The organism is Chitinophaga oryziterrae, assembly GCF_009758125.1.
Lineage (GTDB): Bacteria > Bacteroidota > Bacteroidia > Chitinophagales > Chitinophagaceae > Chitinophaga > Chitinophaga oryziterrae.
Genome location: NZ_WRXO01000005.1, coordinates 15,257 through 40,948 on the forward strand (window position 1 = coordinate 15,257; position 25,692 = coordinate 40,948).

Annotated in this window: 19 protein-coding genes; 12 read left to right on the forward strand and 7 right to left on the reverse strand. The window is 39.9% G+C overall.

Translation table 11 applies throughout. The features are described 5' to 3' along the window. Window positions 1–180 precede the first annotated feature (180 nt). Complete coding sequence (locus GO495_RS17690) at window positions 181–1,494, reverse strand: site-specific integrase (protein WP_157301062.1); 1,314 nt, start codon at window positions 1,492–1,494, stop codon at window positions 181–183. Window positions 1,495–2,301: 807 nt separating this feature from the next. Here GO495_RS17690 and GO495_RS17695 point away from each other — a divergent pair. From GO495_RS17695 to GO495_RS17715, 5 genes are all read left to right on the forward strand, one after another. Then, window positions 2,302–3,036 carry a DUF6088 family protein gene (locus GO495_RS17695; protein ID WP_157301063.1) on the forward strand — a complete coding sequence of 245 codons (735 nt, stop codon included), beginning with the start codon at window positions 2,302–2,304 and terminating at the stop codon, window positions 3,034–3,036. Then, a complete protein-coding gene (locus GO495_RS17700) occupies window positions 3,033–4,016 on the forward strand; it encodes a nucleotidyl transferase AbiEii/AbiGii toxin family protein (protein WP_157301064.1) in 984 nt (327 codons plus the stop codon). Before GO495_RS17695 ends, GO495_RS17700 begins: the two co-directional genes overlap by 4 nt. A 66-nt stretch (window positions 4,017–4,082) precedes the next feature. Continuing rightward, window positions 4,083–5,705, forward strand: a complete 1,623-nt coding sequence (locus tag GO495_RS17705; protein WP_205691286.1) for a TOTE conflict system archaeo-eukaryotic primase domain-containing protein — start codon at window positions 4,083–4,085, stop codon at window positions 5,703–5,705. A 3-nt stretch (window positions 5,706–5,708) separates the two neighbouring features. Further along, window positions 5,709–6,332 (forward strand): hypothetical protein, encoded by a 624-nt coding sequence (locus GO495_RS17710; RefSeq protein ID WP_157301065.1) that lies wholly within the window; start codon window positions 5,709–5,711, stop codon window positions 6,330–6,332. Window positions 6,333–6,437: 105 nt separating this feature from the next. Then, window positions 6,438–6,746 carry a hypothetical protein gene (locus tag GO495_RS17715; protein ID WP_157301066.1) on the forward strand — a complete coding sequence of 103 codons (309 nt, stop codon included), beginning with the start codon at window positions 6,438–6,440 and terminating at the stop codon, window positions 6,744–6,746. Window positions 6,747–7,281: 535 nt separating this feature from the next. Here GO495_RS17715 and GO495_RS17720 read toward each other — a convergent pair. Continuing rightward, window positions 7,282–8,241 (reverse strand): zinc-dependent alcohol dehydrogenase family protein, encoded by a 960-nt coding sequence (locus GO495_RS17720; RefSeq protein ID WP_170302690.1) that lies wholly within the window; start codon window positions 8,239–8,241, stop codon window positions 7,282–7,284. A 178-nt stretch (window positions 8,242–8,419) separates the two neighbouring features. Here GO495_RS17720 and GO495_RS17725 point away from each other — a divergent pair, with 178 nt between their 5' ends. From GO495_RS17725 to GO495_RS17735, 3 genes are all read left to right on the forward strand, one after another. Next, a complete protein-coding gene (locus GO495_RS17725; RefSeq protein WP_157301068.1) occupies window positions 8,420–9,271 on the forward strand; it encodes an AraC family transcriptional regulator in 852 nt (283 codons plus the stop codon). A gap of 419 nt (window positions 9,272–9,690) precedes the next feature. Beyond that, the gene (locus GO495_RS17730) at window positions 9,691–10,878 is read left to right on the forward strand and encodes a hypothetical protein (RefSeq protein ID WP_157301069.1); all 1,188 of its coding nucleotides are present in this window, start codon (window positions 9,691–9,693) and stop codon (window positions 10,876–10,878) included. Window positions 10,879–11,256: 378 nt separating this feature from the next. After that, window positions 11,257–11,796 (forward strand): hypothetical protein, encoded by a 540-nt coding sequence (locus GO495_RS17735; protein WP_157301070.1) that lies wholly within the window; start codon window positions 11,257–11,259, stop codon window positions 11,794–11,796. Between the two features lie 112 nt (window positions 11,797–11,908). Here the strand turns inward: GO495_RS17735 and rpiA are convergent, their stop codons facing one another. Beyond that, window positions 11,909–12,583: a ribose-5-phosphate isomerase RpiA gene (gene rpiA, locus GO495_RS17740; RefSeq protein WP_157301071.1), complete on the reverse strand. Its 675-nt coding sequence runs from the start codon at window positions 12,581–12,583 to the stop codon at window positions 11,909–11,911. Between the two features lie 96 nt (window positions 12,584–12,679). Here rpiA and GO495_RS17745 point away from each other — a divergent pair, with 96 nt between their 5' ends. The 3 genes from GO495_RS17745 (at window position 12,680) to GO495_RS17755 (ending at window position 15,253) form a co-directional block, all read left to right on the forward strand. After that, a complete protein-coding gene (locus GO495_RS17745; protein ID WP_157301072.1) occupies window positions 12,680–13,966 on the forward strand; it encodes an MFS transporter in 1,287 nt (428 codons plus the stop codon). 68 nt (window positions 13,967–14,034) lie between these two features. Beyond that, window positions 14,035–14,910 (forward strand): carotenoid biosynthesis protein, encoded by an 876-nt coding sequence (locus GO495_RS17750; RefSeq protein WP_157301073.1) that lies wholly within the window; start codon window positions 14,035–14,037, stop codon window positions 14,908–14,910. A gap of 76 nt (window positions 14,911–14,986) precedes the next feature. Continuing rightward, complete coding sequence (locus GO495_RS17755; RefSeq protein WP_157301074.1) at window positions 14,987–15,253, forward strand: hypothetical protein; 267 nt, start codon at window positions 14,987–14,989, stop codon at window positions 15,251–15,253. Here GO495_RS17755 and GO495_RS17760 read toward each other — a convergent pair whose 3' ends face one another. Continuing rightward, window positions 15,254–19,888: a DUF3320 domain-containing protein gene (locus GO495_RS17760; protein WP_157301075.1), complete on the reverse strand. Its 4,635-nt coding sequence runs from the start codon at window positions 19,886–19,888 to the stop codon at window positions 15,254–15,256. A gap of 170 nt (window positions 19,889–20,058) precedes the next feature. On the opposite strand from GO495_RS17760, the gene cls reads away from it, so the two are divergent. Beyond that, entirely contained in the window at window positions 20,059–21,537 is a 1,479-nt protein-coding gene (cls, locus tag GO495_RS17765; RefSeq protein WP_157301076.1) for a cardiolipin synthase, read from the forward strand. Between the two features lie 7 nt (window positions 21,538–21,544). Here cls and GO495_RS17770 read toward each other — a convergent pair whose 3' ends face one another. The 3 genes from GO495_RS17770 to mnmG all read right to left on the reverse strand — a co-directional run bounded on the left by GO495_RS17770 (window position 21,545) and on the right by mnmG (window position 25,625). Further along, entirely contained in the window at window positions 21,545–21,904 is a 360-nt protein-coding gene (locus GO495_RS17770) for a hypothetical protein (protein WP_157301077.1), read from the reverse strand. A gap of 60 nt (window positions 21,905–21,964) precedes the next feature. Further along, entirely contained in the window at window positions 21,965–23,098 is a 1,134-nt protein-coding gene (locus GO495_RS17775; RefSeq protein ID WP_157301078.1) for a lactonase family protein, read from the reverse strand. Between the two features lie 658 nt (window positions 23,099–23,756). After that, window positions 23,757–25,625, reverse strand: a complete 1,869-nt coding sequence (gene mnmG / locus GO495_RS17780; protein WP_157301079.1) for a tRNA uridine-5-carboxymethylaminomethyl(34) synthesis enzyme MnmG — start codon at window positions 25,623–25,625, stop codon at window positions 23,757–23,759. Window positions 25,626–25,692: the final 67 nt, after the last annotated feature.

Here is a 25,692-nt window from a genome sequence, read left to right on the forward strand (position 1 = left end):
CAGCTATAAAAACGACCAACCAAACCAACCCGACTGAGGCTTGCAATGAGGACAGGGTTGCAGGGCTGCATCGATGATGCAGCCCTTTTTGTTTTATGATGTCGTAAGAAAATTTAAACCGGGAAGGCGCTGCCGCCGCGCCATTCCCCTTCCCATCCCGGCGGGGTTTCAAACAATGGTTTATTCCGGTTCCGGTTGTTCTCTCGGTTTAGTTTTCTTGTTGATAACCGCATCCAGTGCATCGTCTGCCGCCTGATGGATGAAGTTTTGTTGATATCCGATGGTTGTTTCAACCTTGCTATGCCTGTAGAGCTTTTGCAGCATTTGTATTGGGATCGTATCTCCGGCCATTCCGGCGAACGTGTGCCGGGAAATATGCATCGTCAGTTTTGAGGTTATCTCTGCGGCGGGTGCGACATGGTTACGGAGGATTTTATCAAGAGCGCTCGTCTTAAAGGCAATCGTCCGTTGCGTGTTAAACTCGTCGGCAAGATCAATGCCCCTTAATTCCGGGAAGATAAGATCGTCGCCATTTCCTTTGAACTGCTCGTAATGTTTCAGGATGGCGACGGCCTTATCCGGGATTTTCAACGAGCCGCCCTTGTCATTCTTTCCCATGGAATAATGCAGACGGTAATTTTGAAAGTCCGACCAGCGTAAGCGTAGCACATCCGACACCCGCATTCCGGCAAAATAGAAAGAGAACAACCATAATTTGCGGGCATGATCGTGTGTAGGATTGGGCAACTCGGTGTTTTCGATACATTCCACATCTTCCGGGGAAACCCCAACTTTCTTCGTATCGGGAAACTTAATCTTGATCCCGTCTTCGCCAAAAGGGGATTGATCCTTGGTGATGACATGGTTTTTGCGGGCATGGGCGAACACCGACCGGATCACGACCAGGTGGTTCATGATCGTGCGTTCACCCATCGGTTTTTTAGGCTTGGCAATGCTGGGACGCTTGCGCTGATCCGTAGAGGTTTTGGTTTTACGGGGCAGGGTGTGGCAGGACTTCAGATAGACCTTAAACTTTTCCAGCAAGCCGACCGTAATATCCGAGAAGGCAATATCCTCACCTTTCAAGAAATCCCGGAAATGTCCAATTCGTGGTTTGTCGGCGGTGTACTGATTGTATTTACCACCCTGTTTCAGACCATTCAAAAAATCGTCGGCCTGAGGGAAGAAGGTTGCGCCCGTACTCGGTTTGATCTTGTTACGGACGGCCTTCGCGCTGACATGGGTTTTCTTGGATTCAATTTCCAATGCACCATCCGTCGCCTCGGCCAATTTTTTCAGAAGTAAGTTATTCAGACGCGCGGAATTGGCGTGTGATTTTTTGACACGCTGTTTTCCTTCGTCCCAATCCTCTATTTTTACGGCGTAGCCAAGATGGATGAAACTTGTTTTACGATCTTTGGTAATGCGCAAGCAGAGCGGCAATGTGCCGTCCTTACTGAGCTTCTTGCGAAGAACAATTTTGACTGTGGCCATGTTGTACCTGAATGTTTTGGGTACAACATAGGTACAACAAATCCCGCATTAACCCGGTTTTTTCTGAATGAATGCAACACGATTAATAATTGATAATCAATCATATACGATCATATCGCACCATATGAAACCAGATTGGTTAGGACTGAAAATCCTTGTGTCGGCGGTTCGATCCCGCCTCACACCACAAGCCTGTAAGTCAGTTACTTACAGGCTTATTTTTTTTATCCAAAGTCCATCTTTTACAAAAATTCCGCACTAGTATATCCTATCTTAATCATTAGCCTCCGGGTAAGAACAGTTTCTCATTGTCTGTATGTAAAGTGCGAGGCATTCTGTCAAAATAGATTCCTTGGTTTATGATGAAACATTTGACCTTACTTCTTGTCCAATTCCTACTCCGCAAGAATTAGAAGAAAGCAGAAATAATTCATTTCACCCGAGTATTCTTCTCAGAAAAAGGGAAGTTTCTGAACAACTTGCAAAGCTTATACCGGACATGTTACTCCTTAGAATCTGACATACTGTGGCGGAGCCAATTGTTTGGTTAGTCTAATAATACCTCTTATCAAAACACCTGTTGTAAAAATCCAGTTCCTTGCAAATTTGCTAGAAATCCCTCAAAAAATTCGATAATTCTCCACCTTGTTTACTAAAAATCGCTGTAAATCATAGATTAACATTGATTTTATTGTGCGATTAGCTGTGTTATATTGAATATTACAAGATCATTATCACCTTCCTTTTGTCAGGTTTATACTACTGAAAACTTGACAGAATACTCTTTATTTAGTATATTTGAATATCATGAAAACAGTTATGGTATCTCAAAGTGTGAAAAAAGTCATTGATAAAATCCCTCCCGGAAAAATCTTTGATTATTCTTTTTTCTCTTTAAGTCCGGATAAGGAACAGGCACTTACCAAAACGTTAAGCAGGATGTATAAGAACGGCGAATTAGCCAGGGTGAGTAAAGGGAAATATTATAAACCGACAGAGACCCGATTTGGTCAATTGAGACCAAAGGAAGAAGAGTTGATTAATGCTTTAACTTCCAATAAAAAGACACAAACTGGCTATCTTACAGGGACAGCCCTTTATAACCAAATGGGATTGACATCTCAGATATCAAACGATTTACTAATTGCTCAAAATGTTGTACAGCCCAACAAAAAATTGGTTGGCTATAACATCAGATATACAAAACGTACGGTAAAAATAAAAAAGGAATATGTTCCCTTACTACAGTTGTTGGATGCGTTCAGAGATATTAAATCCATTCCTGATGCACCCATTGATCAGTCAGTAAAGATACTGGGCTCAAAGATAGCTGAGCTATCAGATAAGGATATCAAAACAATGATTAACCTAAGTCGGGACTATAACCCAGCTACCAGGGCCTTACTAGGAGCAGTGCTTAACTATTATCGTCCAATCATCAAAACTGATACTTTACTCTCCTCATTGAATCCACTCACTAAATTTAAGATTGGCATTTCTGATAAGGTGCTTGGCACTAAACAAAAGTGGAATATCGTATGATCTTGCATAAGTCACCTGATGCTTTTAGGGATGCTGTTGAAGCTACTGCTCAGTCCTTAAATCTTCGTCCTGTTTTTGTGGAAAAGGACTATTGGATTGTTTATGTGTTAAAGCAACTTGCGGCATCCGAATTTGCAGATAAAGTAATCTTCAAAGGAGGCACCTCATTATCTAAAGCATATCAATGCATTCAAAGGTTTTCGGAGGATATAGATCTGGCTATTCTTTCTCCTGGTGATTATAGTGGAAATCAACTTAGCAAACTTATTAAGTCTGTAGAAAGTTCTATTACGAAGGGAATGACTTATCAACCTGGTCATGTGCAGGAGAAAAAGTTTGGAAGGAACAGGTCTACGGTTTATGGTTATGTGCGTTTTCTTGAAGAGAACGATTTTGGAGTTGTAAAAGATTACATCCTGGTTGAAATTAATTGCCTGACGAATCCCGTACCTCATGAAATAAGATCAATCCAAACTTACATAGGGCAATATCTAAATGCGGAAGGTTACCAGGATACGACTCTCGAATACGAACTGAATCCATTTAATTTGAAGGTATTATCATTGCGTAGAACACTTTTTGAAAAGATATTATCCTTAAACCGACTTTCATATGATGGAATTACAAAACTGGTAGAGAAGGCACGGCACTTTTATGATATTCACAAGCTTTGTCAACATCCAGATCTTAAAGATGATTTGATGAATAAAAGCGATTTTGAGATTTTGACGAAAGCATTAGAGGACGACAATGTTAATGAAACTATGACAGGGGACTGGAAAGGAAAACCTTTATCTTCTTCACCTTTATTCGCTGATCTGGAATCTACATGGGCAGAAGTAGCACCTGGCTATAGGGCTAATCTCCAAGGATTAATCTGGGATGGGAATCTACCAGCACAAGATCAAATATTAACCACGCTGAAAAGGGTCCGGACATTTATTGCTAGTTATGATGAAAATCGGAAGTCAGGCCTCTAATCCTTTACTATCAAGTAATACATAATATTGTAGCTCTTTTAATATTTAAACAAATAACTAATCGGGTTGACAAACAATTGTTCCAGTAATGAAATAAACTTATTTACTTCTCTATTTAAGGGCAGAAGCGATGTATTTGCTATTCGTTGGGAAAAGGAACCTAAGAGTGGCTATATGCCTGCATATTTTTACGATCCATTCCGTTACAGAATGCATAAAATGAAGGGCGGTGCTTTTGAGAACTATTCTGAAAAGAGCTATCTGCCCTTAACAAATGAACAAATAACAAAGCACATAAATGGAACACAATTAATTGGCCTTTATCCGCTATTACAGGATAATACTTCTTGGCTTATTGCTGCGGATTTTGACGAACAGAATTGGGTAGAGGATAGCAGAAAGTTTATAGGACTCTGTATGAAAAAGGGAATTCCTGCCTATCTTGAGCGATCCCGTTCCGGTAAAGGTGGACATGTATGGATTTTCTTTCAGCAACCTTATCCTGCATTTAAAAGCAGGAAAATTGTATTGGCACTACTAACAGAAGCAGGTGTTATTTCAACATTTGACAAAAATTCCAGCTTTGACCGGCTTTTTCCCAATCAGGATAAACTTTCAGGTAAAGGATTAGGCAATCTTATAGCTTTGCCTTTGCATAAAACCTCATGGGAGCAAGGAAACAGCTGCTTTATTAACCACGACACGTTAGAAGCATTCTCAGATCAGTGGGCTTATCTTGAAGCCATTCAAAAAGTAAGTTTACAAAAATTAGACGAATGTTATCAATCTATTATATCAACTCTATCTGTCAATAGCGTATCTTCTGATAGTAAAGGGCTAACTATTTCATTAGGCAATACCATTCGGCTCAACCGTGATGCAATCCCTATTTCATTGATTAATTTTCTAAAAGATGAACTGAATTTTGCTAATACTGAATTCATCATCAGGAAGAAAGTTGGCAGAAACACATTTGGTACAGAACGGTTTTTCAAATTCATAGAAGAAACAGAGGATCATGTTATTTTGCCCAGAGGATTTACAGGTAAACTTTTACGCTTTTGTAAAGATGCCACTATCCCTTTTGAGTTTAATGATCAAAGAGCCCGAAAGGAGAATGTTCCATTTCTGTTTCAGACAGTATTGAGAGAATATCAGGATATAGCAATAACTGCATCATCCAAAAAAGATATGGGAGTGATTACTGCTCCTCCTGGTTCCGGAAAAACAATCATAGGGTTAAAGATAATTGCTGACAAACAACAGCCGGCTCTTATAGTCGTCCACAGAAAACAATTGATGGATCAGTGGATCGAACGGATAGAAACCTTCCTGGGAATACCTAAACAGGAAATTGGGAAAATAGGACAAGGGAAATCCAAAATAGGTAGACAAATTACGGTCGCCACAATACAGAGTTTAGCTAAAGAGGTAGATAATCCCGAAAGTGCAGTGCTTAAAAATGCTTTCGGAACAATTCTAATAGATGAGTGTCATCATGTTACCGCCGAAAGCTATCATAGAACTATACAACAGCTTAACAGCTATTATATATATGGTTTAACAGCTACTCCTTTCCGGAAATACAATGATGGGAAATTGATTTTCATTCATCTCGGTGAGATCATAGCAGAACTAACATCTCAACAAACAGGTAAGATCAGGCAGGCTACCATGGTATTGCGATGATAAATGGAAGGAAGTAATTTTATCATTCAAAAATGGCAGTACGCACAACTCATGATTGATCACAAGAATGCTGTAAATAATATGCTGGTGCCAGGAGAAAGACAGCACACATTTCGTATTCAAGCTAATACCATAGTGGATTTTAATAAATGGTTGATTACAGGCGCTGGGGCTGACAGGGACAGTTTAGGAATATTGGTTACAGAGCTTTTATATGAACTTTTAGAACAATGGTCTGGCAATAACCAAACTTTACATCAGTGGACACATGCTGAATGGAAGGATTTCGGGAATATTATTTTTATTCACGCATATAATGAGCCTGTAGAAGTTATGCTTCATATTGGCATGAACGGGGAGGGAATTTACTTACAAATGAACACCAGATTTCAAGAGGCGTTTGTAAATGGTTTGCCTGATAGTTTAAAAAAGCATCTTTTACAATTATCATCCCTTGGTAAATTTGAGTCATGTGAAGAGAATGATTATTTTCTAATATTGTGGCCATATGAAAACTATTCTATTATTGATATTTTTTCTAATGGCAGTATTGCATTTTCATTGATGTATCATTTATGCCTGGAACTAAACCAGCCTGACAATTTGTTATATGGCCAGAAGATTTAATGCTAACAAAAGAAGGATTGAACAGCTATTTAACAACCGTTTTGACGATATCTCCAGACGGCTTGAAAAACGCTTGTATTTTACAAATCCTACCTGGAGGCAACCTTGAAATTTCCGGTTCGCATTACTGGAATTGAAGATTTTGACTGGGAAGAGTTTTACATTTTAGGTCTGGGAGAGAAACGGGAGTATGAAATGCTAAAGAAAACCCGGCCTTCACATACCGATATATTCAATATGATCAGGATCGATCCTTATTATGATGAGGATTATGGCTTGTTTGCAAAAGTAACAAGGCTCTCCGATAAAAAGCGTTTTCAACTCCCGCTGGCAGATATGAAAGCCATAGATAAGAAATCACCGGAATATCAGTTGCTTGAAGACTATTCCGTTTGGTTTATTAATTATCAGTAGAAGTCATCTGATTTCTGGAATCTCAAAAGTGGGTCTATAGGCTAGCCTAAGCGAAGCTCCTAATCAAACGTTCAAAATCCTCCAAAAAATTCGACATCTCCCCGCTCCTCTCCACCTGATAGTAAAGGCTTTGAGAGGAAACTCTTCAAAGCCTTTTTCTTTTACTACAACATTTCAGTTGCTAATGTTCGTCGTTCAATATTAAAATCCTATTGAACTCTACTTGTGAACGTTGAATTAATTGAAAAGGTTATTTCTTTCTACTCTGCTAAGTACTACAGTATCGAGGACCTTTAGAACCTTTTCTGATTTCCAGAACTCGTTGTTCTGGAAGGCTCATTAATTCACACGCTGCTAAAAACTGATCATGGGCTTTGATAGCACTGATATTGTTGTGTTTTGAAGACCTGCACTTATAATAATTTTACCAATACCTCGGTATCTGAAATGCCGGGAACAGGTAATGTTGTAAATTCTAAATTTTCAATACCTCCGGGTTCATTTAAAACAATTGCCTTCATCATTTTCATGGATTTCATAGCTTGATGACAATCTTCCCTACATGTTTTCCTTCTTCTAATCTTCGATAAGCATCCTGCACTTGCTCCAATGGGAATACCCTGTCAATAACAGGATGTATGTCGTTAATTTCGATAGCACGGTTTAATGCTGCAAAGCTTTCCGCACTGCCTACAGCAAGTCCCTGTATTCGCAAAAAGGACATATTGATCTTATGTTCGTGAATATTCAAAGGAAGGTCTGCTCCGGAGATAAACCCGGCTGTTCCCACAAATCCGTTTTCTTTGACAGAGAGCAATGACTTTGCAATGGTATCCGCCCCTGCTACATCCAGAGTGATATCCACGCCTTGACCATCGGTCAATGATAATACGTTCTTCTGCCAATCTGGGTAATCATTATAATTGATCACCGCATCAGCCCCTAAAGCTTTCAACCTTTCCGCTTTCTCATCGGTACTGGTTGTGGCGATTACCCTCGCTCCGGCAGCCTTTGCAATTTGAAGTGCGAAAAGGGATACGCCACCCGTTCCCTGAACAAGAACAGTCTGTCCTAATCGCAGGTTAGCCTGATTGATCAAAGCATGCCATGCGGTTAGTGCGGCAATAGGGAGCGTGGCGGCTTCTTCAAAACTGAGATTTTCCGGAGCTTTGACCAGCCCATGTTCGGGGATGCAAACATATTCTGATAGCACGCCAGGCGTCTGCCATGCTACCCGTACCCGATTACTTTCCCTGTCAATATTTCCTTTCGTCCAATTTTGCACGTACTGAATGGCCACACGATCGCCAATTTCCCATTGAGTAACCTCATCTCCAATGGATGCTATAACCCCACAACCATCGGAAGCAGGAGTGTAAGGAAAAGCAAGATCTTTGTAGAAACTTCCATTTGCCAGTATCACATCCAGGTAATTTAAGGATACTGCTTTGATGTTGACCAACACCTCATATGCTTTGGGTATTGGTTTTTCCATTTCGCTGATGCGAAAGTTTTCGATTCCAAAATCGGTTAACTGAACTGCTTTCATGTCTTTGAATTTTAGACTACAAAGTTGGGAACGCAAGTATTTTAAAAGCAGTAACGTAGTCTGAAATAACAGTAATATTATTGGATTGCTTATTTTGTGATTGTAAAAATTATACTTTTGCAATATGGATTACCTGCACAATACTTTTGCCATTGAAATTGCCAGTTTCGATGAATGGCAAGGGCGTAGCCGTAAAAACAACTTTTTCGAGCTTGTTTACATTCTTGATGGAAAAGGAAGCCAAAGTGTAAATTATGTTGAGTATCCATATCAAAAAAACGGTATTTTTCTTCTACCAACAGCAAAGTGCCATCAGTATATTATTAAAGAGCCGACAAAGTTTCTGTTTGTCCGTTTCACGGGCAGTTATTTTGTTCCTGGTGCAAACGATCAGGTTGATTACAGCTCCTGGTTCAGCAGGCTGAATTACATTATAGGAAATCACAGTCATCATCCCGGCGAATTGATTGATGACCCAAACGACAGGTTGCAGGTAAAGAGATTGCTTGATGTTATCCTTTTTGAATATGAACTCAAAGAAACCTGCTTTACTTTCATCATACAAAACACGCTGGTATCAATTCTTGGCGTGATCTGCCGTAACATCCAGCGTAAGATTTTAATAGGCCGCACCTTCACTGATAGTAAATTTGCTGATCTGTTAAACTTCATAAGCTTCAATATTTTGGATGCTGATAAATTATCCGTTTCCTATTTATCTGAAAAATTCCATATCGCTGAGACCTATTTTAGTGAATATTTTAGAAGGAACGCCTCAGAACGGTTCCAGGACTATGTTATAAAATCAAGGCTCCGTATTGCCGAATCAAGAGCCCGGTATACCGAATTACCCTTACAGGATATTGCGTCTGAATTAGGCTTTACGGATAGCAGTCATCTCAACAAAATGATGAAAAAGCATTTTGGCAAAGGAATGAGAGAGATAAGAAAAGAGGAGGCTAATACTGCGATATAATCGCTTTTGTGTCTGTTATTGCCGATACACATTCTATAATTATATTGTATCGAAACATTGTCGCCTTTATACTGTATGCTTCTTTTCCCCTTTTGTTTCCTTTGATATTCAGTACTTTAGTTGGGATTTTTCTTCAAATTAATTGACGGAAATCATTTGCGCATTTCCAATTTGCAAATTTTTAGTATCTTACTCTAGAATTTAATTTTATCTCCACAAAACATTTTCCGGTGTATTTTTTTCTTTTACAGACACATTCTTATATCAGTTAATTTCCAGGAAAGCTCCTTTCCGGATTGATATAACTATTACCCAATGGACATTGTGGTATGTAACACTGTGACTAAATTCAATTACTTAGCATGCTAAATTATTAACTAGCTGGTTAATATCTATTTGGCTACCCCTCAAATAAATTTATGCAATCTAAATTATCACATTTAAGCAAAGACGAAATCGACCTGCTTATTAAGCAGTATTATAATGGAGAAAAAATAAGGCTTCTTATTGATGAATTTAAAATAGATACTAAAACAACATCTCTTCATAAATTATTTCCTCCAACTATATGTGAAACGCTTTACTGTCCTTATTGCGACAATGTAAATCTTGTTTCCTCGTATAAGTCAAGAAATGATTTTAATAGAAAATCAACTCCTTTTTGCCCAGATTGTGAACACATTCACAACTCAGATTGTGAATGTGTTAATTGCAGGAAGTATATATCTTATCTGGCAAAACTCAAAACTGATAAACAAAAAAAGCTGATAACAGAGAAATGCTCTTCCATGTTTATCGCTCCTTGCGCAGTTCGGGATTTATCATTTGAAACGGCTGTTTATTTAATGTCATTAACAAGACACTTAATAAGTGAGGATTTAAAATTTGCCTTCCCCTTTGTTAAGATTCATACAAAACTTGCACCTTCATTTGAGTTTCTCAAACAAATGCATGAGAGTCTTAGAAAACAGGGAATAATTAGCTTGAGTCCACAAAGCAAAACGGAATCATTTACTTATAATGAGGATATAACTGCTATCACTTCATATTCTGCCTTAAGAGCTCAATGGGAGCTGCTATCCTCTTTTTCTAAACAAGAAAAAAAGGCCTATATCAAAGAGTTAGAAGAAGTGATAGCCTCTGATAATTGGCCGGAGCATTGGCACATTGAATCTAATAAGCTGTGGCATTCTATTGCGCTGCACGAATGTTTGGAGTACTTAACTTATCTCTTAGAACGCCGGCAATTTCCGATAGAAGATTTTGGAGAGAAAACTATAACAACTTTTGAAACGTTGTTAAAGAGGTTTTCTATTGCTCAAATTTTCAATTTATCCTGGCAATCCATACGGGATACTGGAGATTTTTTAAGACAGAAGATGATTCCTCATAGCCAGGCTCAATCTGTATTTACTGGAATTCTGCTAAGAAAGGTGGATCGTGCATTGGCTCAAAAGTGGATAGTAAGAGACGGTGGAAGAGATTTTAACTGTGCCCAATCCGTTGTTAGTAAAACATTGTTTAATTTGTTTTTAAAATTGGGAGATGCTGTTTTAACAATGAGAGTGCCTGAATTAAATGAACGTAATACGGAAAGGCCCTCTTAAATTTATGTTTTCAGGTGAAAACGCCGCTTAAAGGCTTTGAGACGAAACTCTCAAAGCCTTTTTCTTTTGGCACAACATTGTGCAACCCATACTGATGAATGCGTGTAAACCTATATCAGGACGAGACATTCGGGGAGAGTCTATATCTTGAACATACGTTGAACATAGGTCGAACATACTTTGGTCGTTTCTGAAGCATCATCAAAGTATGTTCGACCTATGTTCAACGTATGTTCAAAGTATGTTCTACTCTCAGAGACTCCCCGAACACTCCCTTATCTCTATATCACATTTTACTTATTATATTTTCATTAAACAGTTATGTTTGGTATCATTTTAGCTGTTATAACGCAGTTTTAAACCAATACCCCCTTTAAGATGAAAAAAACCATTTTAGCGTCCGCCATTATTTTTGCTATTACCCTGGCTGCCTGTAAAGGAAAGAAAAGCACAGAAACCTCTGAACAGGCCAGTACTGAACAGTCCGATAACAAAAATGCCGCTGCTAACAATAGCCCCGCCAATGAACCTAAAAGCTACGCTGTAACATTTTCTCCTGATACTGCTTACCTGGGGAAAAATAAGGAAGCATTTATCCGATTGAAAGATGGAAAAGCTGTTCAGCTATCTGATGCAGATGGAAAAATAACAGGTACAGAACTTACCTACGAGATTGAAGTAACAAATAAGCGGAAGTTAGGAGAAAACAGCGTTTACATTAATCCTAATGATTTTCGTTTACAGTTAGATAATGGTAATAACATCACACACGATACTTACAATACAGTATCGGCAGATGCTGAAGCTACCAATTCATCTACCGGTAATAAATTCAGATTGCCAGCAGGTACAAAACCTAAATCATTAAATCTGTTTTTTGATGAAACAAGAGTTACTGTTGGTGTAGAATTGAAATAATATTTACAGCTATATTAAAAGCAAAAGGATCTCCGATAGAGATCCTTTTGCTTTTAATATACAAACGGTATCAGCAGATGAAACAGATACCCAGGTATAACATAGTTTGATTTTAAATGGCTTTTATTTCTCCATTCTCGTACGCAATGATCACTGTCGGTTGTAAGTTCAGGAACAATCCTGTTTCTACAATACCTGTGATCATTTTTAATTGCTGATGCAGTTGTACCGGATCTTTTATTACTCCGAAAGAACAATCGATAATGTAGTTACCATTATCAGTAATGTAAGGCTGATCATCTTTTGTACGAAGTGTAGGAACTCCCTGTAAAGTCTGTAACGTTTTAAATACAAGCTCCCATCCAAATGGTACTATTTCCAGTGGTAGAGGGAATTTACCCAGGGTCTTAACATATTTACGCTCATCAGCTACGATGATCCTTTTCCTGCTGGCAAGCGCGACTATCTTTTCCCGCAGCAGTGATCCACCACCGCCTTTGATTATCTGCAGGTCTTCACTGACTTCATCTGCACCATCTATATCTATATCCAGTTGTTGTATTTCACTAAAAGATGTAATAGGGATACCCAGTTCCCTGGCCTGCTTTTCTGATGCCAGGGACGTAGCTACTGCCTGGATATTCAATCCTTCCTTTACCATCTCTCCTATTTTCTTAATTGCCCAGTATGCAGTAGAGCCTGTACCAAGTCCTACCAACATTCCGGGATGAACGAGTGAAGCCGCCTTCTCTCCTGCTGCTTTCTTAGCTGTAGTAATTGCATCCATGATTATCTCTTTTATAACAGGCAATATAAGAATTAACAGATTTGCATGCGTAAGACTATGTGTCGATTTTCTTATTTTTGATCGCTACCCACAACTATGAACAAAATAAACGATACCGCCTGGCGGATAAAAGCCATTTTTACCGGCTCCATAGGTAACCTGGTAGAGTGGTACGACTGGTATGTATATGCTGCCTTCGCTCTCTATTTTGCCCCTGTCTTTTTCCCAAAAGGTAATCCTACTGCGCAATTACTGGATACCGCTGCCATTTTTGCCGTAGGCTTCCTGATGCGCCCTGTAGGTGGATGGCTCTTCGGCCGTATCGCAGACCGCTCCGGAAGGAAAACTTCCATGACCCTGTCTGTACTCCTTATGTCTATAGGTAGTATGATGATTGCGCTGGCACCTTCTTTCAAGGTTGCAGGGATAGTCTCGCCTATTATCCTATTGTCTGCCCGATTGCTGCAAGGTCTTAGTGTTGGTGGTGAATATGGGACCTCTGCCACTTATCTCAGTGAGATATCCACACCTGGCAGACGGGGATTCTATTCCAGCTTTCAGTACGTAACCCTTATCGGAGGACAACTCATCGCATTGGGCATTCAAATGCTGCTGCAAAAAGTTTTCCTGACACCGGAACAACTGGATGCATGGGGCTGGCGTATTCCTTTTGCAATAGGAGCCTGCCTCTCATTATTTGCTCTCATCATACGGCGGCATATGAAAGAGACCATACAGGTAGAAAAAGATAATACCAAACGCGGTTCTCTGGTGACACTTTTAAAAGAACATCCGCGTGCCGTGCTAACTGTTATTGGCCTCACTATGGGCGGTACACTTGCCTTTTATACCTACACCACATACATGCAGAAGTTCCTGGTAAATACCGTACACCTTAGTAAAGAACGTTCAACAGTATTGACTTTCTGGCTGATGCTGATTTATGCATGTATGCAACCGCTGTTTGGTATGCTTAGTGATAAGATTGGCCGTAAGCCTTTATTGTTAAGCTTTGGAATATCAGGTACACTGCTTACTGTTCCTATCCTTACTGCAATCAGCCATACTACAACAGAATGGTCTGCTTTCTTACTTATCTTATCTGCCCTTATTATCATCAGCGGATATACTTCTATCAATGCGGTAGTGAAAGCAGAGATGTTTCCGGCCGGGATAAGAGCTCTTGGTGTAGGCCTTCCCTATGCTCTTACTGTTGCTATCTTTGGCGGTACGGCAGAATACATTGCGCTCTATTTTAAAAAGATCGATCACGAATCGCTTTATTACTGGTATATAACTGTCTGCATTTTTATTTCACTCATTGTATATGCTGTAGTACGCGATACAAAGCATACTTCACATATTGATAAAGAACTCAAATAATGTTCCCTTACTCAAACATGCCCTACGGGTTTCCGCCATCTGTTTGTTACCCGCTAACGGAGTGCTGCATGTACCTTCTTTTTATCCTTTGCTTCTTACATGCATGGAAAAACAGTGCCGGTAGCGTTGCTTATTTATTAGGTGGTTTTGGCTTTGGCCTGCTACTGGAATATGTGAATGTTATGAGCAGTGCCGGCTATAAGTATGGTCAGTTTATGATAATGCTGGGACATGCACCTGATAATATCCCTGTATGGATTGGCGCTGGATGGGGTATTATTATTTACACATCAAGACTTATATCAGATAGCCGTGGATTAAATATCTGGGCTGCAGCCGCTTTCGATGCCCTACTGGCTCTTAGTATAGATCTGAGTATGGATGTAGTCGCTTATCGCCTGCATATGTGGCATTGGGATTGGCAGGGAATGCATAGTCCTGAATTAGCACTTACCGGGCAATGGTTCGGTATACCTTATGGTAACTTCTTCGGATGGTTATGTGTCGTGTTCCTTTATTCCCTGTTTGCACGCTTCCTCGAGAAAGTAAGTAAAACAAATATCTGGCGAGCTGTCACACCCCTATTTTCTATATTGATTTCACAGGTAGTATTATGGTTAATGCTCTTCCCTGTTTCTGATTGGCTAAAGCTTAAATTCAATATTGTCAGTAAAGAAAAACTGATCTTTTTATTAGTGCTTTTTCCAATAATGTCTATCACAGGCTTCAGAAAAAGAAGAGATGTACAATCCACAACCATTCCTTTTATTACCTGGCTGGTGCCTGCATGGTTTCATCTTTATTTTTTCTGTTGGCTATTTATAGGAGGGTTTTCAACAGAGAATAAATGGATGACATGCTGGTCTGTTGTAAATTTGTTGATTGGTATAGCTATACATTGGTGGTTACAGCTTCCTAAGCCAAAATTAATTTCCGAACTTTGAAAATATGAAACAGGAAAGCAAAAATATAAAGTACAGCCGGCTAGCTGCTAAAACAGCAATCAGAATATTTATTATTATGTTATTCTGCGGAATTGTCCCTTTTATTTCGGGTCAGCAGCCGTGGGATACCCGACTGGAAGATACTCATCTTGTTATTACCAATAAATGGACACTGATATTTCCGGTTATACTGTTTGTAGGGTTTATGACACTGCTTATTCTCTGCATGAAAAAGAAATACCAGGAACCAGATATTAACTGGCTACTGGTATTAAATACACTGATATTATTAGCCTACCTGGTAATGTTATACAGCAGGATCTTTAAAGCTATAATGGTATAATCATTTTGCCTTTAACCATTCTCCATCCAGATAAATAATATCACGGTCCAGGCATTGTTCAATGACTACCGTGATATCATTTTTTATGTCTTCTGTAACACGGTTCAGCCCTAATGTCTTTGCCACCATAGGTATTGCTGCTGCTGTTGTAATTGCCACTGCATCTGTTATCACTTTTTCCACAGCCACTATTATTTCTTCCGGCGCTATATAAGAAAGTTTACGGGATGCTGCCGGTAAATTAGCACGACTACGTAATGATGGTACTTCCATCTGCGCATCCCACAAGAAATCTTCTTTTACAATAATACTACCGGTACTTTCTGCACTTGCAATTGCCTGTTTCAATATATCCCTGATACGACTACCAACCCGGGAAACACCCGCGGCTTCTATCATTCGCCGGATCACCTCTTCTGTATGTACAGGGCTTTCCACCACAACGATTCCTTCCAGCCAGCTTTGCATTTTATCTGACGGATGTAAATGAAATTCTTTTGTACTGATTTCCACAGGTAATACTGCCAACTCGTATAAAGGCGCTGTTTCTTCTTCCGTTTCTCTGATGATCGTATAATCTTCCGCTATATTATCTTCTTCAATATCCTCTGTCCTTCGTGCATCTTCAATTGCATCCAGTAATCTTTTCAACTCTCGCGCAGGATGACGGAACCAATCTGTACTCCACACCCTGTATATTTCCCAGCCCATGTCTTCCAGTACCTGCTGGCGTAAACGGTCTCTGTCGCGGGCAGAACGTGCAGTATGATAAGATGCTCCATCACATTCTATTCCCAGCAAGTACTTCCCGGGATTTTCCGGGTCCATCACAGCAAGGTCTATATAAAATCCTTTACTTCCAATCTGTTTATGTACCATGTAACCTGCTGCTGTAATCTGTGCTGCAACCATCTCTTCAAATGGCGCCTGCGGGGACGTGCCGTCTGAAAAAGCAGACGGTAATTTTCCATGTTGTGCAAAGTAGAGGAAGTTTTTTAACGCATGTACGCCTTCACTTTCCGTTTTGCTAAGATCAATATCATCGGAAGTAAGATTAGTAAATACTTCACAACGTTGTTTCGCTCTTGTTATCAACACATTCAATCTGCGTTCTCCACCTTCATTATTCAAAGGACCGAAAGAAAGATTTACATTTCCCTCCGGCGTACGTCCATAACCAATACTAATAAAAATTACATCTCTTTCATCTCCCTGTACATTCTCCAGGTTCTTTACAAAAAATGGCTCATGCGGATGTGCTTTGAAAAACGCTTCTACGTCGGGTGTAGTCTTGCGTGCTGTTTCCAGCGACTGCTGTATCGCCTGCATCTGTGCCGTACTGAAAGCTACAACTCCTAAACTCATTTCGGGATGTTTGCGTACATGTGCTATCACAGCAGCTGTTATGGCATCCGCTTCTTTTTGATTGGTACGTGTCTTACCACGATCATAGGTTGCATCCTTCAACAAATGATATACTAATCCCATTCGCTGATCTGCACCCGGACTAGGAAATATCACCAGTTTATTTTCGTAGAATTCATGATTCGAAAACGTGATCAATGATTCATGACGACTACGATAATGCCAACGCAACATTCTTTGGGGAGCGCCTTGTGCATCGCACATCCCTAATATGCTTGGCATATCCGCTGTTACATTTTCTTCATCATCTACTTCTTTCAAAAGAGAATCAAAAAAACTGCTGGGGGGTAACTGTTTACTATCTCCTACTACCACTAATTGTTTTCCCCGCAACAAAGCACCCAATGCATCCACTGGTCTTACCTGACTGGCTTCATCAAATATTACCAGATCAAACTGTAATGAACCAGGTGGTAAAAAATTAGCGATAGATAAAGGGCTCATCATAAATACCGGTTTGATGGCCTGTATGGCCAATCCCGCTGCCTGCATCAATTTGCGGATAGGCATGTGCCTTGCCTTTTTATTAAACTCTGTGCGTAATACGTTTACCTGTCCGCCTGCTTCTAAAGGAGGTACACCATCCCAATGTTTTAACGCTGCCCGCGCCCTGTTATATTGCAGATTGAGTGTATCCAGTTTCACAAATTGTTTCACTGCCGACTCATGACTGGAACGTTCGAATTTACGCAGAGACGCATGTTCTGTTAATGCCTGCTCCCACAGATATTCATACCATGTTCTTTGTAATGCTGCTTTTAATCCTTTATATCCTTCCTTCCAACGGGTCACTATATCTATCAATGGCTGAAAGCCTTCAGCGGTAGCGGTTGCAGCCAGATTGTTCCATGAAATTATCTGATGTATTTCAGGTAATCCCTTCATCCATGATTGCAATAAAACAATCTGCTCTTCGTATGCCCGTTGTAGTAAGGGGGTTACATTTCTGAAACGCAATAGTTCATTAAGGGCAAGTGCAGTTACTATATTTTCTATTGCAGCACCATGTTGCTGCATTGTTCTCAACAATGTATCATAATAGCCTTTTGCTTTTTCAGCGGGTTCATTTTTCTCCAGGTAATCAAGTATCACCGTTGTACATGATCCTATACTAATCTGCTTGTGTACTTCTGTCAAATAATTAGTGACAGCTTCCAATGCATCCCAATTAGTCTGCCCTTTTTGCCAGCGTATTCCAAACAGTTCTTTTGCCAATATTTCCTGTTCCTGGATCAGTTTATCCAGGCGGCGTGCTTCGAGAATAGCATCTACACAAGACAATTTACCGGCTACATCTTTTGGTAACCCTGCTTTACACAAAGCAGCCAACTGACGTTTACTCCGGTTATAATCCCCGATCACAAATTTGTACCACTTATCCCCATAGGCCAGCAGGTTCTGACGGATCTCAAGTACCTGTTGTTCCCATGCTTCAGGAATCAATATCTCATCGTATGCTTTATGGATTTGCGACAAACGTCTTCCTGTTTGCAACAACTCTTTGATATCTTCTTTTTGCTGCAGCCATGCCGGATGTTTTATCCGGATATTACTGATGTCAGGAGATACTGATGCCAGCTGCGTAACAAAGGATAAGTCCATACTATGTTTGCGGCTCAGCGGCATAGGCAGTCCTATATGCCCGGCAATAATAGCACTCTCGTGTTGCAACGCTGTTGTTGTTGTTTCTCCCAATTGTAATATGGGTAACAATTTTTCTTCTGCTGCTGGTGTTAGTACTGTTAACTGACTACCCCAGAATAATAGTGAAGAAGGTACTCCTGTCTCTGCCAGACGGGCCTCTATACGTCCGGCTATTGCTTCGGCCCGTTGCATAAGACCTGCATCCCAGGCAGACAAAGATTGTATAGGGATACGGGGCAGGTCCATATTTCCGAACTGCTCTCTTAACTGTAAGAGATAGCCCATTATTTTTTGCGGTGTAAGTCCGCTTCGCCCCACTGGTGTATTCACAGAGATGCAATAATCATTCAGCTCACTCCTGTAATCATTCAATAAGGTTACTTCCTGTTGCAGTTGTTGTATAGCAGGCTTACCCAGTTCCAGTGTTCTTCTCAGTTCCTGATGAAGTTCTTTTTTGTTTGCTTTATGACTATGCAATTCAAGACAGGCATCTCCCAGCTGAATACTGTCCAGCCTGCGTTTCACCACTTCGAGTGCTGCCATTTTTTCCGCTACGAACAACACTTTTTTACCTTCCCCGATGGCATTGGCAATAAGGTTGGTAATAGTCTGTGATTTACCGGTACCCGGCGGGCCCTGTATTACAAGGTTACGTCCTTCCTGCACTGCCAGCATGGCCAGGAGTTGTGAACCGTCTGCATCTACTACCTGATGCATTTCATGTGCGGCCGTTTCTGTATCAATAAAGGCATCTTCCGAAACTCCCGGTTTTCCTTCATTAAACCCTTCTCCAAAAAGACTTTGCAAGATGGGATGGTTACCTGGCTTTTCATCTTCGGGCCATAAGTCACTATCCAGATCATGATACAACATCAGCTTCCCGAAAGAGAAAAATCCCAATTCTACTGCATCCGGCACTACCAGCCAGCCGGGCATGCCGTTGATAACTTCTGCTAATTCCTGAATATATTCTGCCACAGCTATCTCATCTGCTTCAGGCATATCAGGTAACAGGATGCCATACTCTGTTTTTATTTTTGCCTGCAGACTCAGGTTCATTTCTACTTCACCACCGGTATAGCGTAAACGAAAACGCTCCCTTGCACTGGATCTTTCCAGTGACACAGGAATTAGTACCAGCGGGGCTTGCCGCATTTCTTTGCTATTATCTTTATCATACCATTGAAGCATTCCCAATGTGATAAACAGGATATTCACACCCTGTTCTTCCAGACTGGTACGTGCGGCATAATAAGTATTGAGTAATCTGTTCTGGAGACTGCTTACTGTTTCCAGTGTTTGCAGACGGGTATCATACACTACTTCTTCCTGTTCCAATAAAACAGGTGCTTCCGTTTCTATAATTTCCTTGTTACCGGACTTAGGCAAAAAGGTCATCGCTTTCCCCTGCTTTACCAATACTTCGTAAATATTAACCGCCTTCTCTTCTTCAATATGCACTCCTCGGCTGGCTGGTAAATGATAATTGAGTAAGGGGTTACGCAGTCCCAGGTCCAGGAGTTCCCTGCGGGATGCTTCAAGTTTTGTTAGGATTGATTCCTGCATGTACAGCTCATTGTAACAACAAAAAAAATGATAATTTATCTTAAGAACGATTTATGGGGATAATTTATTCTCGTTAATTTTTTAAGTTCACAACATTAACATGAAATTCAACAAGATAAATTACAAAACAAAGAAAGTACCTTTATCCACATAACCATATAAGCAACATTGTGTATCAGATATTTTACTTGCTCTGGGGAACAGACTGGCACATTGCATTAAAAATTTCCGGCTATGTATTACTTACGCTTTCCTTTATAGGGGTGGTAAGTACAATATTGCTGGAAAACAGGAATCCGGTAAAAGCACTCGCTTATATCATGTTACTGATATTTGTTCCGGTACTGGGATTGATTGTTTATTACTATCTGGGCCGGGACTTACGCAAGCGCCGCCGCTTTACTTTAAAAGGTAGTAAGGATGCTACCCTGATGTTACGTTATTTTGAATCTCAGCGCAAAGAAATAGAACATTTACAGTTAAAATTACGCCACGAAGTAGCAAGTAAGCAGGAGATTTCTGCTATGTTATTGAATACCAGGCACTCTGTACTTTCTCAGAATAACCGCATAAAGATTCTATTGAACGGAGAAGAAAAGTTTCCAGCAGTAATGGAAGCACTTCGTGCGGCTAAACACCATATTCACATAGAGTATTACATTTTTGCAGCAGACGACGTGGGAAATGCGGTTGCAGAAATTCTGGTTGAGAAATTAAAAGAAGGTATTGAGGTCCGTTTTATCTATGATGATCTTGGTTCAGATAAAATAGGTGGTATTCCTGATCTGCTGGAAGATAACGGAGCAGAGGTTTATTCATTTTCTCCCGTCCTGATTAATTTCTACCTGAATGCAAATTATCGTAATCACCGTAAAATTATCGTGATTGACGGAGAGGTAGGTTTTACCGGTGGTATTAATATGGACGACCGGTACCTGAATAATGGGAAGCATGAGGTTTTCTGGAGAGACACTCATTTACAACTGGAAGGCGATGTAGTAAATCTGTTGCAATTACAGTTTCAAATGAGTTATCGCTATTGCAGTAAAAAGACTTTCAATTTTGGCCCTCCCTATTTTCATCGTTCAGACATACAGGATAATTGTTTTGCAGACGTTGTAGCCAGCGGACCTGATTCGGATTTTCCGATGACTATGCAAACTATCCTGATGGCATTGAATGTTGGCCGCCGGAGTATCCGGATCAGCAATCCATATTTTATTCCAAACGATCAGATTCTGACAGCTTTGCAAATGGCAGCACAAGCTGGTAAAAATGTAGAGTTATTACTTCCTTCCCAGGGAGATTCCTATTTTGTGCAACATGCTGCACAATCTTATATTAAGCCAATGCTGGATGCAGGGGTGAAAGTATATTTTTATCAGAAGGGATTTATACATGCCAAGACAATTGTAATCGATGATAACCTGGCAATTGTTGGTACAGTAAATTTAGATAACCGTAGTTTTTACCTGAACAGTGAAATAGCTGTTGTGATATACGACAGGCCTACTATTCAAAAATTGCAAAACTCTTTCAAACAGGATTTACAGGATGCGGTGTTGATTGAACGCCGCTCCTGGAAAAACCGTTCGATCTGGCAACGTTTTATTGACGCTGTTTGCAGATTGTTGACTCCTTTATTATGAGGTACTATCAATCTTCGTTATCATTTGCCTCTTCCAGATCTTCATGCCTGTCTCCACCCAGACTGTAGAAATTATTTTCCTCATCTTCTTCTCCCAATGCTTCTTCGTCATCATCCAGTTCTGCTCCGGGGATATCGAGGCTTTCATCAAAGTCTGCCGGGTCTACTCCTCTCTCTCTTGCAATTTCATTATTAAGTCTGGAAGAACCAGTCACTTTTTCTACATCCAGATCTTCCTGTTCTTCCTGGTTCATGATATCTTCACTTGCCGGATAAATAGGGTAACCAGGAAAATCTTCTTCTTTACTTTCTTCTTTCCCTTTTGCTTTGGAAAGATCCTTGTCTGTTTTAACGTCTTTGTTTTTCATGCTAATCTTTGTGTTGATAGTGAAAAGTTATATCTGTAGAATTTCCACAATTACCGTACCCTAATTACTTCCGATCATTTTAAGACATACCGGTGCGGGTACTTTAATTTCCTGCTTAGTTAATTTTAACAGGCCGGTAATTTTATCTCTTTTAAAAACTACTACATTATCCGTTTGCTGATTTGCTGCCAGCAGAAAATTGCCTGAAGGATCTATCATAAAATTCCTTGGCGTTTTACCTCCGGAAGATTGTTGTCCTTTTTTTATAAGATGCCCATTTTTCTGATCTATACTATATATGACTATATTATTTAAACTTCCACGATTAGATGCGTACAAAAATTTACCATCCGGGGAAGTGTGAATATCTGCTCCTGAGATTTGTCCCTTAAATTGTTCTGGTATTGTGGATATCTCCTGGAAACCGACAAGTGCTCCTTTTTTATAATTGAAAGCGGTAATCTTTCCATCCAACTCATGGATCACGTAAACCCACTTTCCATTTGGATGGAACACGAGATGTCTTGGTCCGGCCCCCGGAGCTAATGGAGCAAAGCCTGGCGTTGCCGGGACAAGGGGTTGAACATCCCCCTGCTGATAATTATAAATGGCTACCTGGTCAATTCCCAAATCTGAGACATACAGAAATTGGTGATCAGGACTAAATACTACACAATGCACATGTGGTTTTTCCTGGCGTTCCTTATTTGCTCCCGAACCGGTATGTTCAATTGTTTGAACAGGTCCTTCCAATCTTCCATCTTCTTTTACCGGAAGAACAGAAAAACTTCCTCCTCCGTAATTTCCCACTATTACATATTTACCGTCCTGGTCGGTATTGACATAACAGGGTGTTTCTCCCCCGGAAGGTTGTTTGTTTAAAAAATTCAGTTGTCCCGTAGTGGTATCCCATTCAAAAGCACTCACCCCTCCTTCTTTATTTTCATTCACGGCATACACATGTTTCTTGTCCGGAGCTATCACCAGATAAGATGGGTTATCCACATCTTTGGCAATACTAACAAAACGTAGCGTACCGGTTACATTATTGAAAGAATAAACATTGATTCCCTGGTCAGCATTTTTAGTGTAGGTACCGATCAGTAAAAAACTTTCATTGCCCGTTGTATCAGTTTTTGGTTGCGGGATGGAAGCGAGTAGTAAGCTGGTGTAGGCAAGTAATGTATTAAGCATGTTGGAAAGCTTATTTAGGTAAGAGTAATTTACGAAATAAGGAATAAATCCGGAAAACGTATTTTAAGGCACCAATTTTCAAATTACCCCCTTTTTGATCCAATTATATTACTCCTATCACGATCGTTTAAATTTAAGGAGATAATGAGGTCGTTATTATAATTCTTATACCATTGATTATCAACTAATTATATCTTTTTTAATAAAAAACCCAGCCCGAAGAAACGGACCGGGTGTTTTTATACTTCTAATTTAACCTTCACTTTAATTGATATCTTTTTACAACATTATAAGCTGCAAATAGAAATATATTGATACCCATTGTTTATGGGAAAATTTCTTACGCCAGGTATTACTTGTTTTATTGATTTACAAAATTACCTGAGACAGATAATTAGGTGATGAGTTTTTCAAAGCAGAAGTTTTTCTATCAAAATTTAGAAGTAGCTATATATTGATATACTTTTCCCAGGTTATTTATTTTGGTTAGTGTCTATAAAGCTGCTCATTTTTGGAATCAGTTGTAAACTCAGTTGTTTTCATAGTGCCATTTTTTATAAATCTTGAGGGACAATTTCGATATAAGACGAATATAAACAAAAAAAATACATGCTTGTAGAAAAGCATGTATTTTTATTTTGGACAAATAAGTGTCTTTTTATCTTCCCATATACACCATCAAAATCTGAACATCACTTGGATTTACACCACTAATCCTACTAGCCTGACCAAGAGTACGAGGGCGAATTCTATTAAATTTTTGTCTTGCTTCTGTACTTAATGAAACCAGTTTAGCATAATCAAAGCTATCTGGAATTACTAAGTCTTCCAACTGACTCATTTTTTTCACCAGTTCATTTTCTTTTTCTATATATACTTCATACTTCACCTGAATTTCTGCCTGCTCTAATGTTTCATTACTGAACCCTGCGAGAGCACTTTTCATTTTTGCTACATGCTCTTTCATGATGAAAATATCCATAGAAGGACGGAGTAATATCTGATAAGCACGAATTCTCTGGGTTAAGGGAGCAGTATTTTTTTCTATTAACAGTTGATTGATATCTTCAGGATCTATCGGTAACTCTTTCAGTATTGCTTTTATCTTCTCTACTCCTTCCTGTTTTTCTTTCACTTTATCCATTCTTTCCTGACTAGCCAATCCCATACGGTAACTTTTTTCTGTAAGACGGAGGTCTGCATTGTCCTGTCTTAACAGTGTACGGAATTCTGCACGTGAAGTAAACATGCGATAAGGTTCATCAGTTCCCTTATTAATAAGATCGTCTATCAACACCCCAATATATGCTTCACTCCTTTTCAACACAAATGCAGGTTGACCGGTTGCTTTCAGGTGAGCATTTATTCCGGCCATCAATCCCTGACAAGCTGCCTCTTCATATCCTGTTGTTCCATTTATTTGCCCTGCGAAGAACAGATTTTGTACCTGTTTTGTTTCCAGGGAGAACTGTAATTGTGTTGGTGGAAAGTAGTCGTACTCTATCGCATACCCTGGGCGGAACATCTTTACATTCTCAAAACCGGGTATTAATTGTAATGCTTTGTATTGAACATCCTCAGGAAGGGAGGTAGAAAATCCATTCACATAAATTTCTACGGTGTTCCAACCTTCAGGTTCTACAAATAACTGGTGTCTTTCTCTCTCAGCAAACCTATTGATTTTATCTTCGATACTTGGGCAATACCGTGGACCAATACCTTGAATTCTTCCCTGAAACATTGGGGAGCGATCAAACCCGGTACGTAACATTTCATGTACTGCTTCACTTGTATAAGTGATATAGCAACTTTTCTGTTGTTCCGGTTTTATCTTTTCAACATCCAGATAAGAGAATCCTGTAATTACCTCATCCCCTTTTTGTTCTTCCATCTTGGAATAATCAAGACTTCTGGAGTCTACTCTTGGAGGAGTTCCTGTTTTCAGACGGTCGCTTTCGAACCCAAGTTCTACCAGTTGTTCGGTAATTCCGGTAGCTGCTCTTTCTGCCACGCGACCTCCACCGAACTGTTTATCTCCAATATGCATTACTCCATTCAGGAAAGTTCCATTGGTAAGTACTACAGATTTTGCTTTTATCTCGTGCCCCAACCCCGTTACTACTCCATAACACTGACCATCTTTTACTAATAAACCCTTTACCATATCCTGGTAAAAGTCCACATTAGGTGTTTGCTCTAAAGCTTCTCTCCACTTTGTAGCAAACAACATTCTATCGTTCTGTGTTCTTGGGCTCCACATAGCAGGTCCCTTCGAACGGTTCAACATACGAAATTGGATCATGGACTGATCGGTAACAATACCAGAGTATCCACCCAGTGCATCAATCTCTCTTACTATTTGTCCTTTAGCTATACCACCCATTGCTGGGTTGCAACTCATTTGGGCAATAGTCTGCATGTTCATTGTAATCAATAAAACCTTGGACCCCATATTTGCTGCTGCAGCTGCTGCTTCACAACCGGCGTGTCCTGCGCCTACCACTATAACATCGTAAGATGGAAACATAAGTTAGTTTGAATAGGAGGCAAAATTACATAGAAGGAAGGACATTATAAGATGTTCCACGTGGAAC

What these genes read in the sequence shown, in the direction of transcription:
- GO495_RS17710 (WP_157301065.1), top strand. Translation starts at nt 5,709, where the DNA reads ATGGAAGGAAGTAATTTTATCATTCAAAAATGGCAGTACGCACAACTC.
- GO495_RS17755 (WP_157301074.1), top strand. Translation starts at nt 14,987, where the DNA reads ATGTTATTCTGCGGAATTGTCCCTTTTATTTCGGGTCAGCAGCCGTGG.
- GO495_RS17695 (WP_157301063.1), top strand. Translation starts at nt 2,302, where the DNA reads ATGAAAACAGTTATGGTATCTCAAAGTGTGAAAAAAGTCATTGATAAA.
- GO495_RS17725 (WP_157301068.1), top strand. Translation starts at nt 8,420, where the DNA reads ATGGATTACCTGCACAATACTTTTGCCATTGAAATTGCCAGTTTCGAT.
- GO495_RS17750 (WP_157301073.1), top strand. Translation starts at nt 14,035, where the DNA reads ATGTACCTTCTTTTTATCCTTTGCTTCTTACATGCATGGAAAAACAGT.
- rpiA (WP_157301071.1), bottom strand. Translation starts at nt 12,583, where the DNA reads ATGGATGCAATTACTACAGCTAAGAAAGCAGCAGGAGAGAAGGCGGCT.
- mnmG (WP_157301079.1), bottom strand. Translation starts at nt 25,625, where the DNA reads ATGTTTCCATCTTACGATGTTATAGTGGTAGGCGCAGGACACGCCGGT.
- GO495_RS17775 (WP_157301078.1), bottom strand. Translation starts at nt 23,098, where the DNA reads ATGCTTAATACATTACTTGCCTACACCAGCTTACTACTCGCTTCCATC.
- GO495_RS17720 (WP_170302690.1), bottom strand. Translation starts at nt 8,241, where the DNA reads ATGGAAAAACCAATACCCAAAGCATATGAGGTGTTGGTCAACATCAAA.
- GO495_RS17770 (WP_157301077.1), bottom strand. Translation starts at nt 21,904, where the DNA reads ATGAAAAACAAAGACGTTAAAACAGACAAGGATCTTTCCAAAGCAAAA.
- GO495_RS17760 (WP_157301075.1), bottom strand. Translation starts at nt 19,888, where the DNA reads ATGCAGGAATCAATCCTAACAAAACTTGAAGCATCCCGCAGGGAACTC.
- GO495_RS17730 (WP_157301069.1), top strand. Translation starts at nt 9,691, where the DNA reads ATGCAATCTAAATTATCACATTTAAGCAAAGACGAAATCGACCTGCTT.
- GO495_RS17735 (WP_157301070.1), top strand. Translation starts at nt 11,257, where the DNA reads ATGAAAAAAACCATTTTAGCGTCCGCCATTATTTTTGCTATTACCCTG.
- GO495_RS17690 (WP_157301062.1), bottom strand. Translation starts at nt 1,494, where the DNA reads ATGGCCACAGTCAAAATTGTTCTTCGCAAGAAGCTCAGTAAGGACGGC.
- GO495_RS17700 (WP_157301064.1), top strand. Translation starts at nt 3,033, where the DNA reads ATGATCTTGCATAAGTCACCTGATGCTTTTAGGGATGCTGTTGAAGCT.
- GO495_RS17745 (WP_157301072.1), top strand. Translation starts at nt 12,680, where the DNA reads ATGAACAAAATAAACGATACCGCCTGGCGGATAAAAGCCATTTTTACC.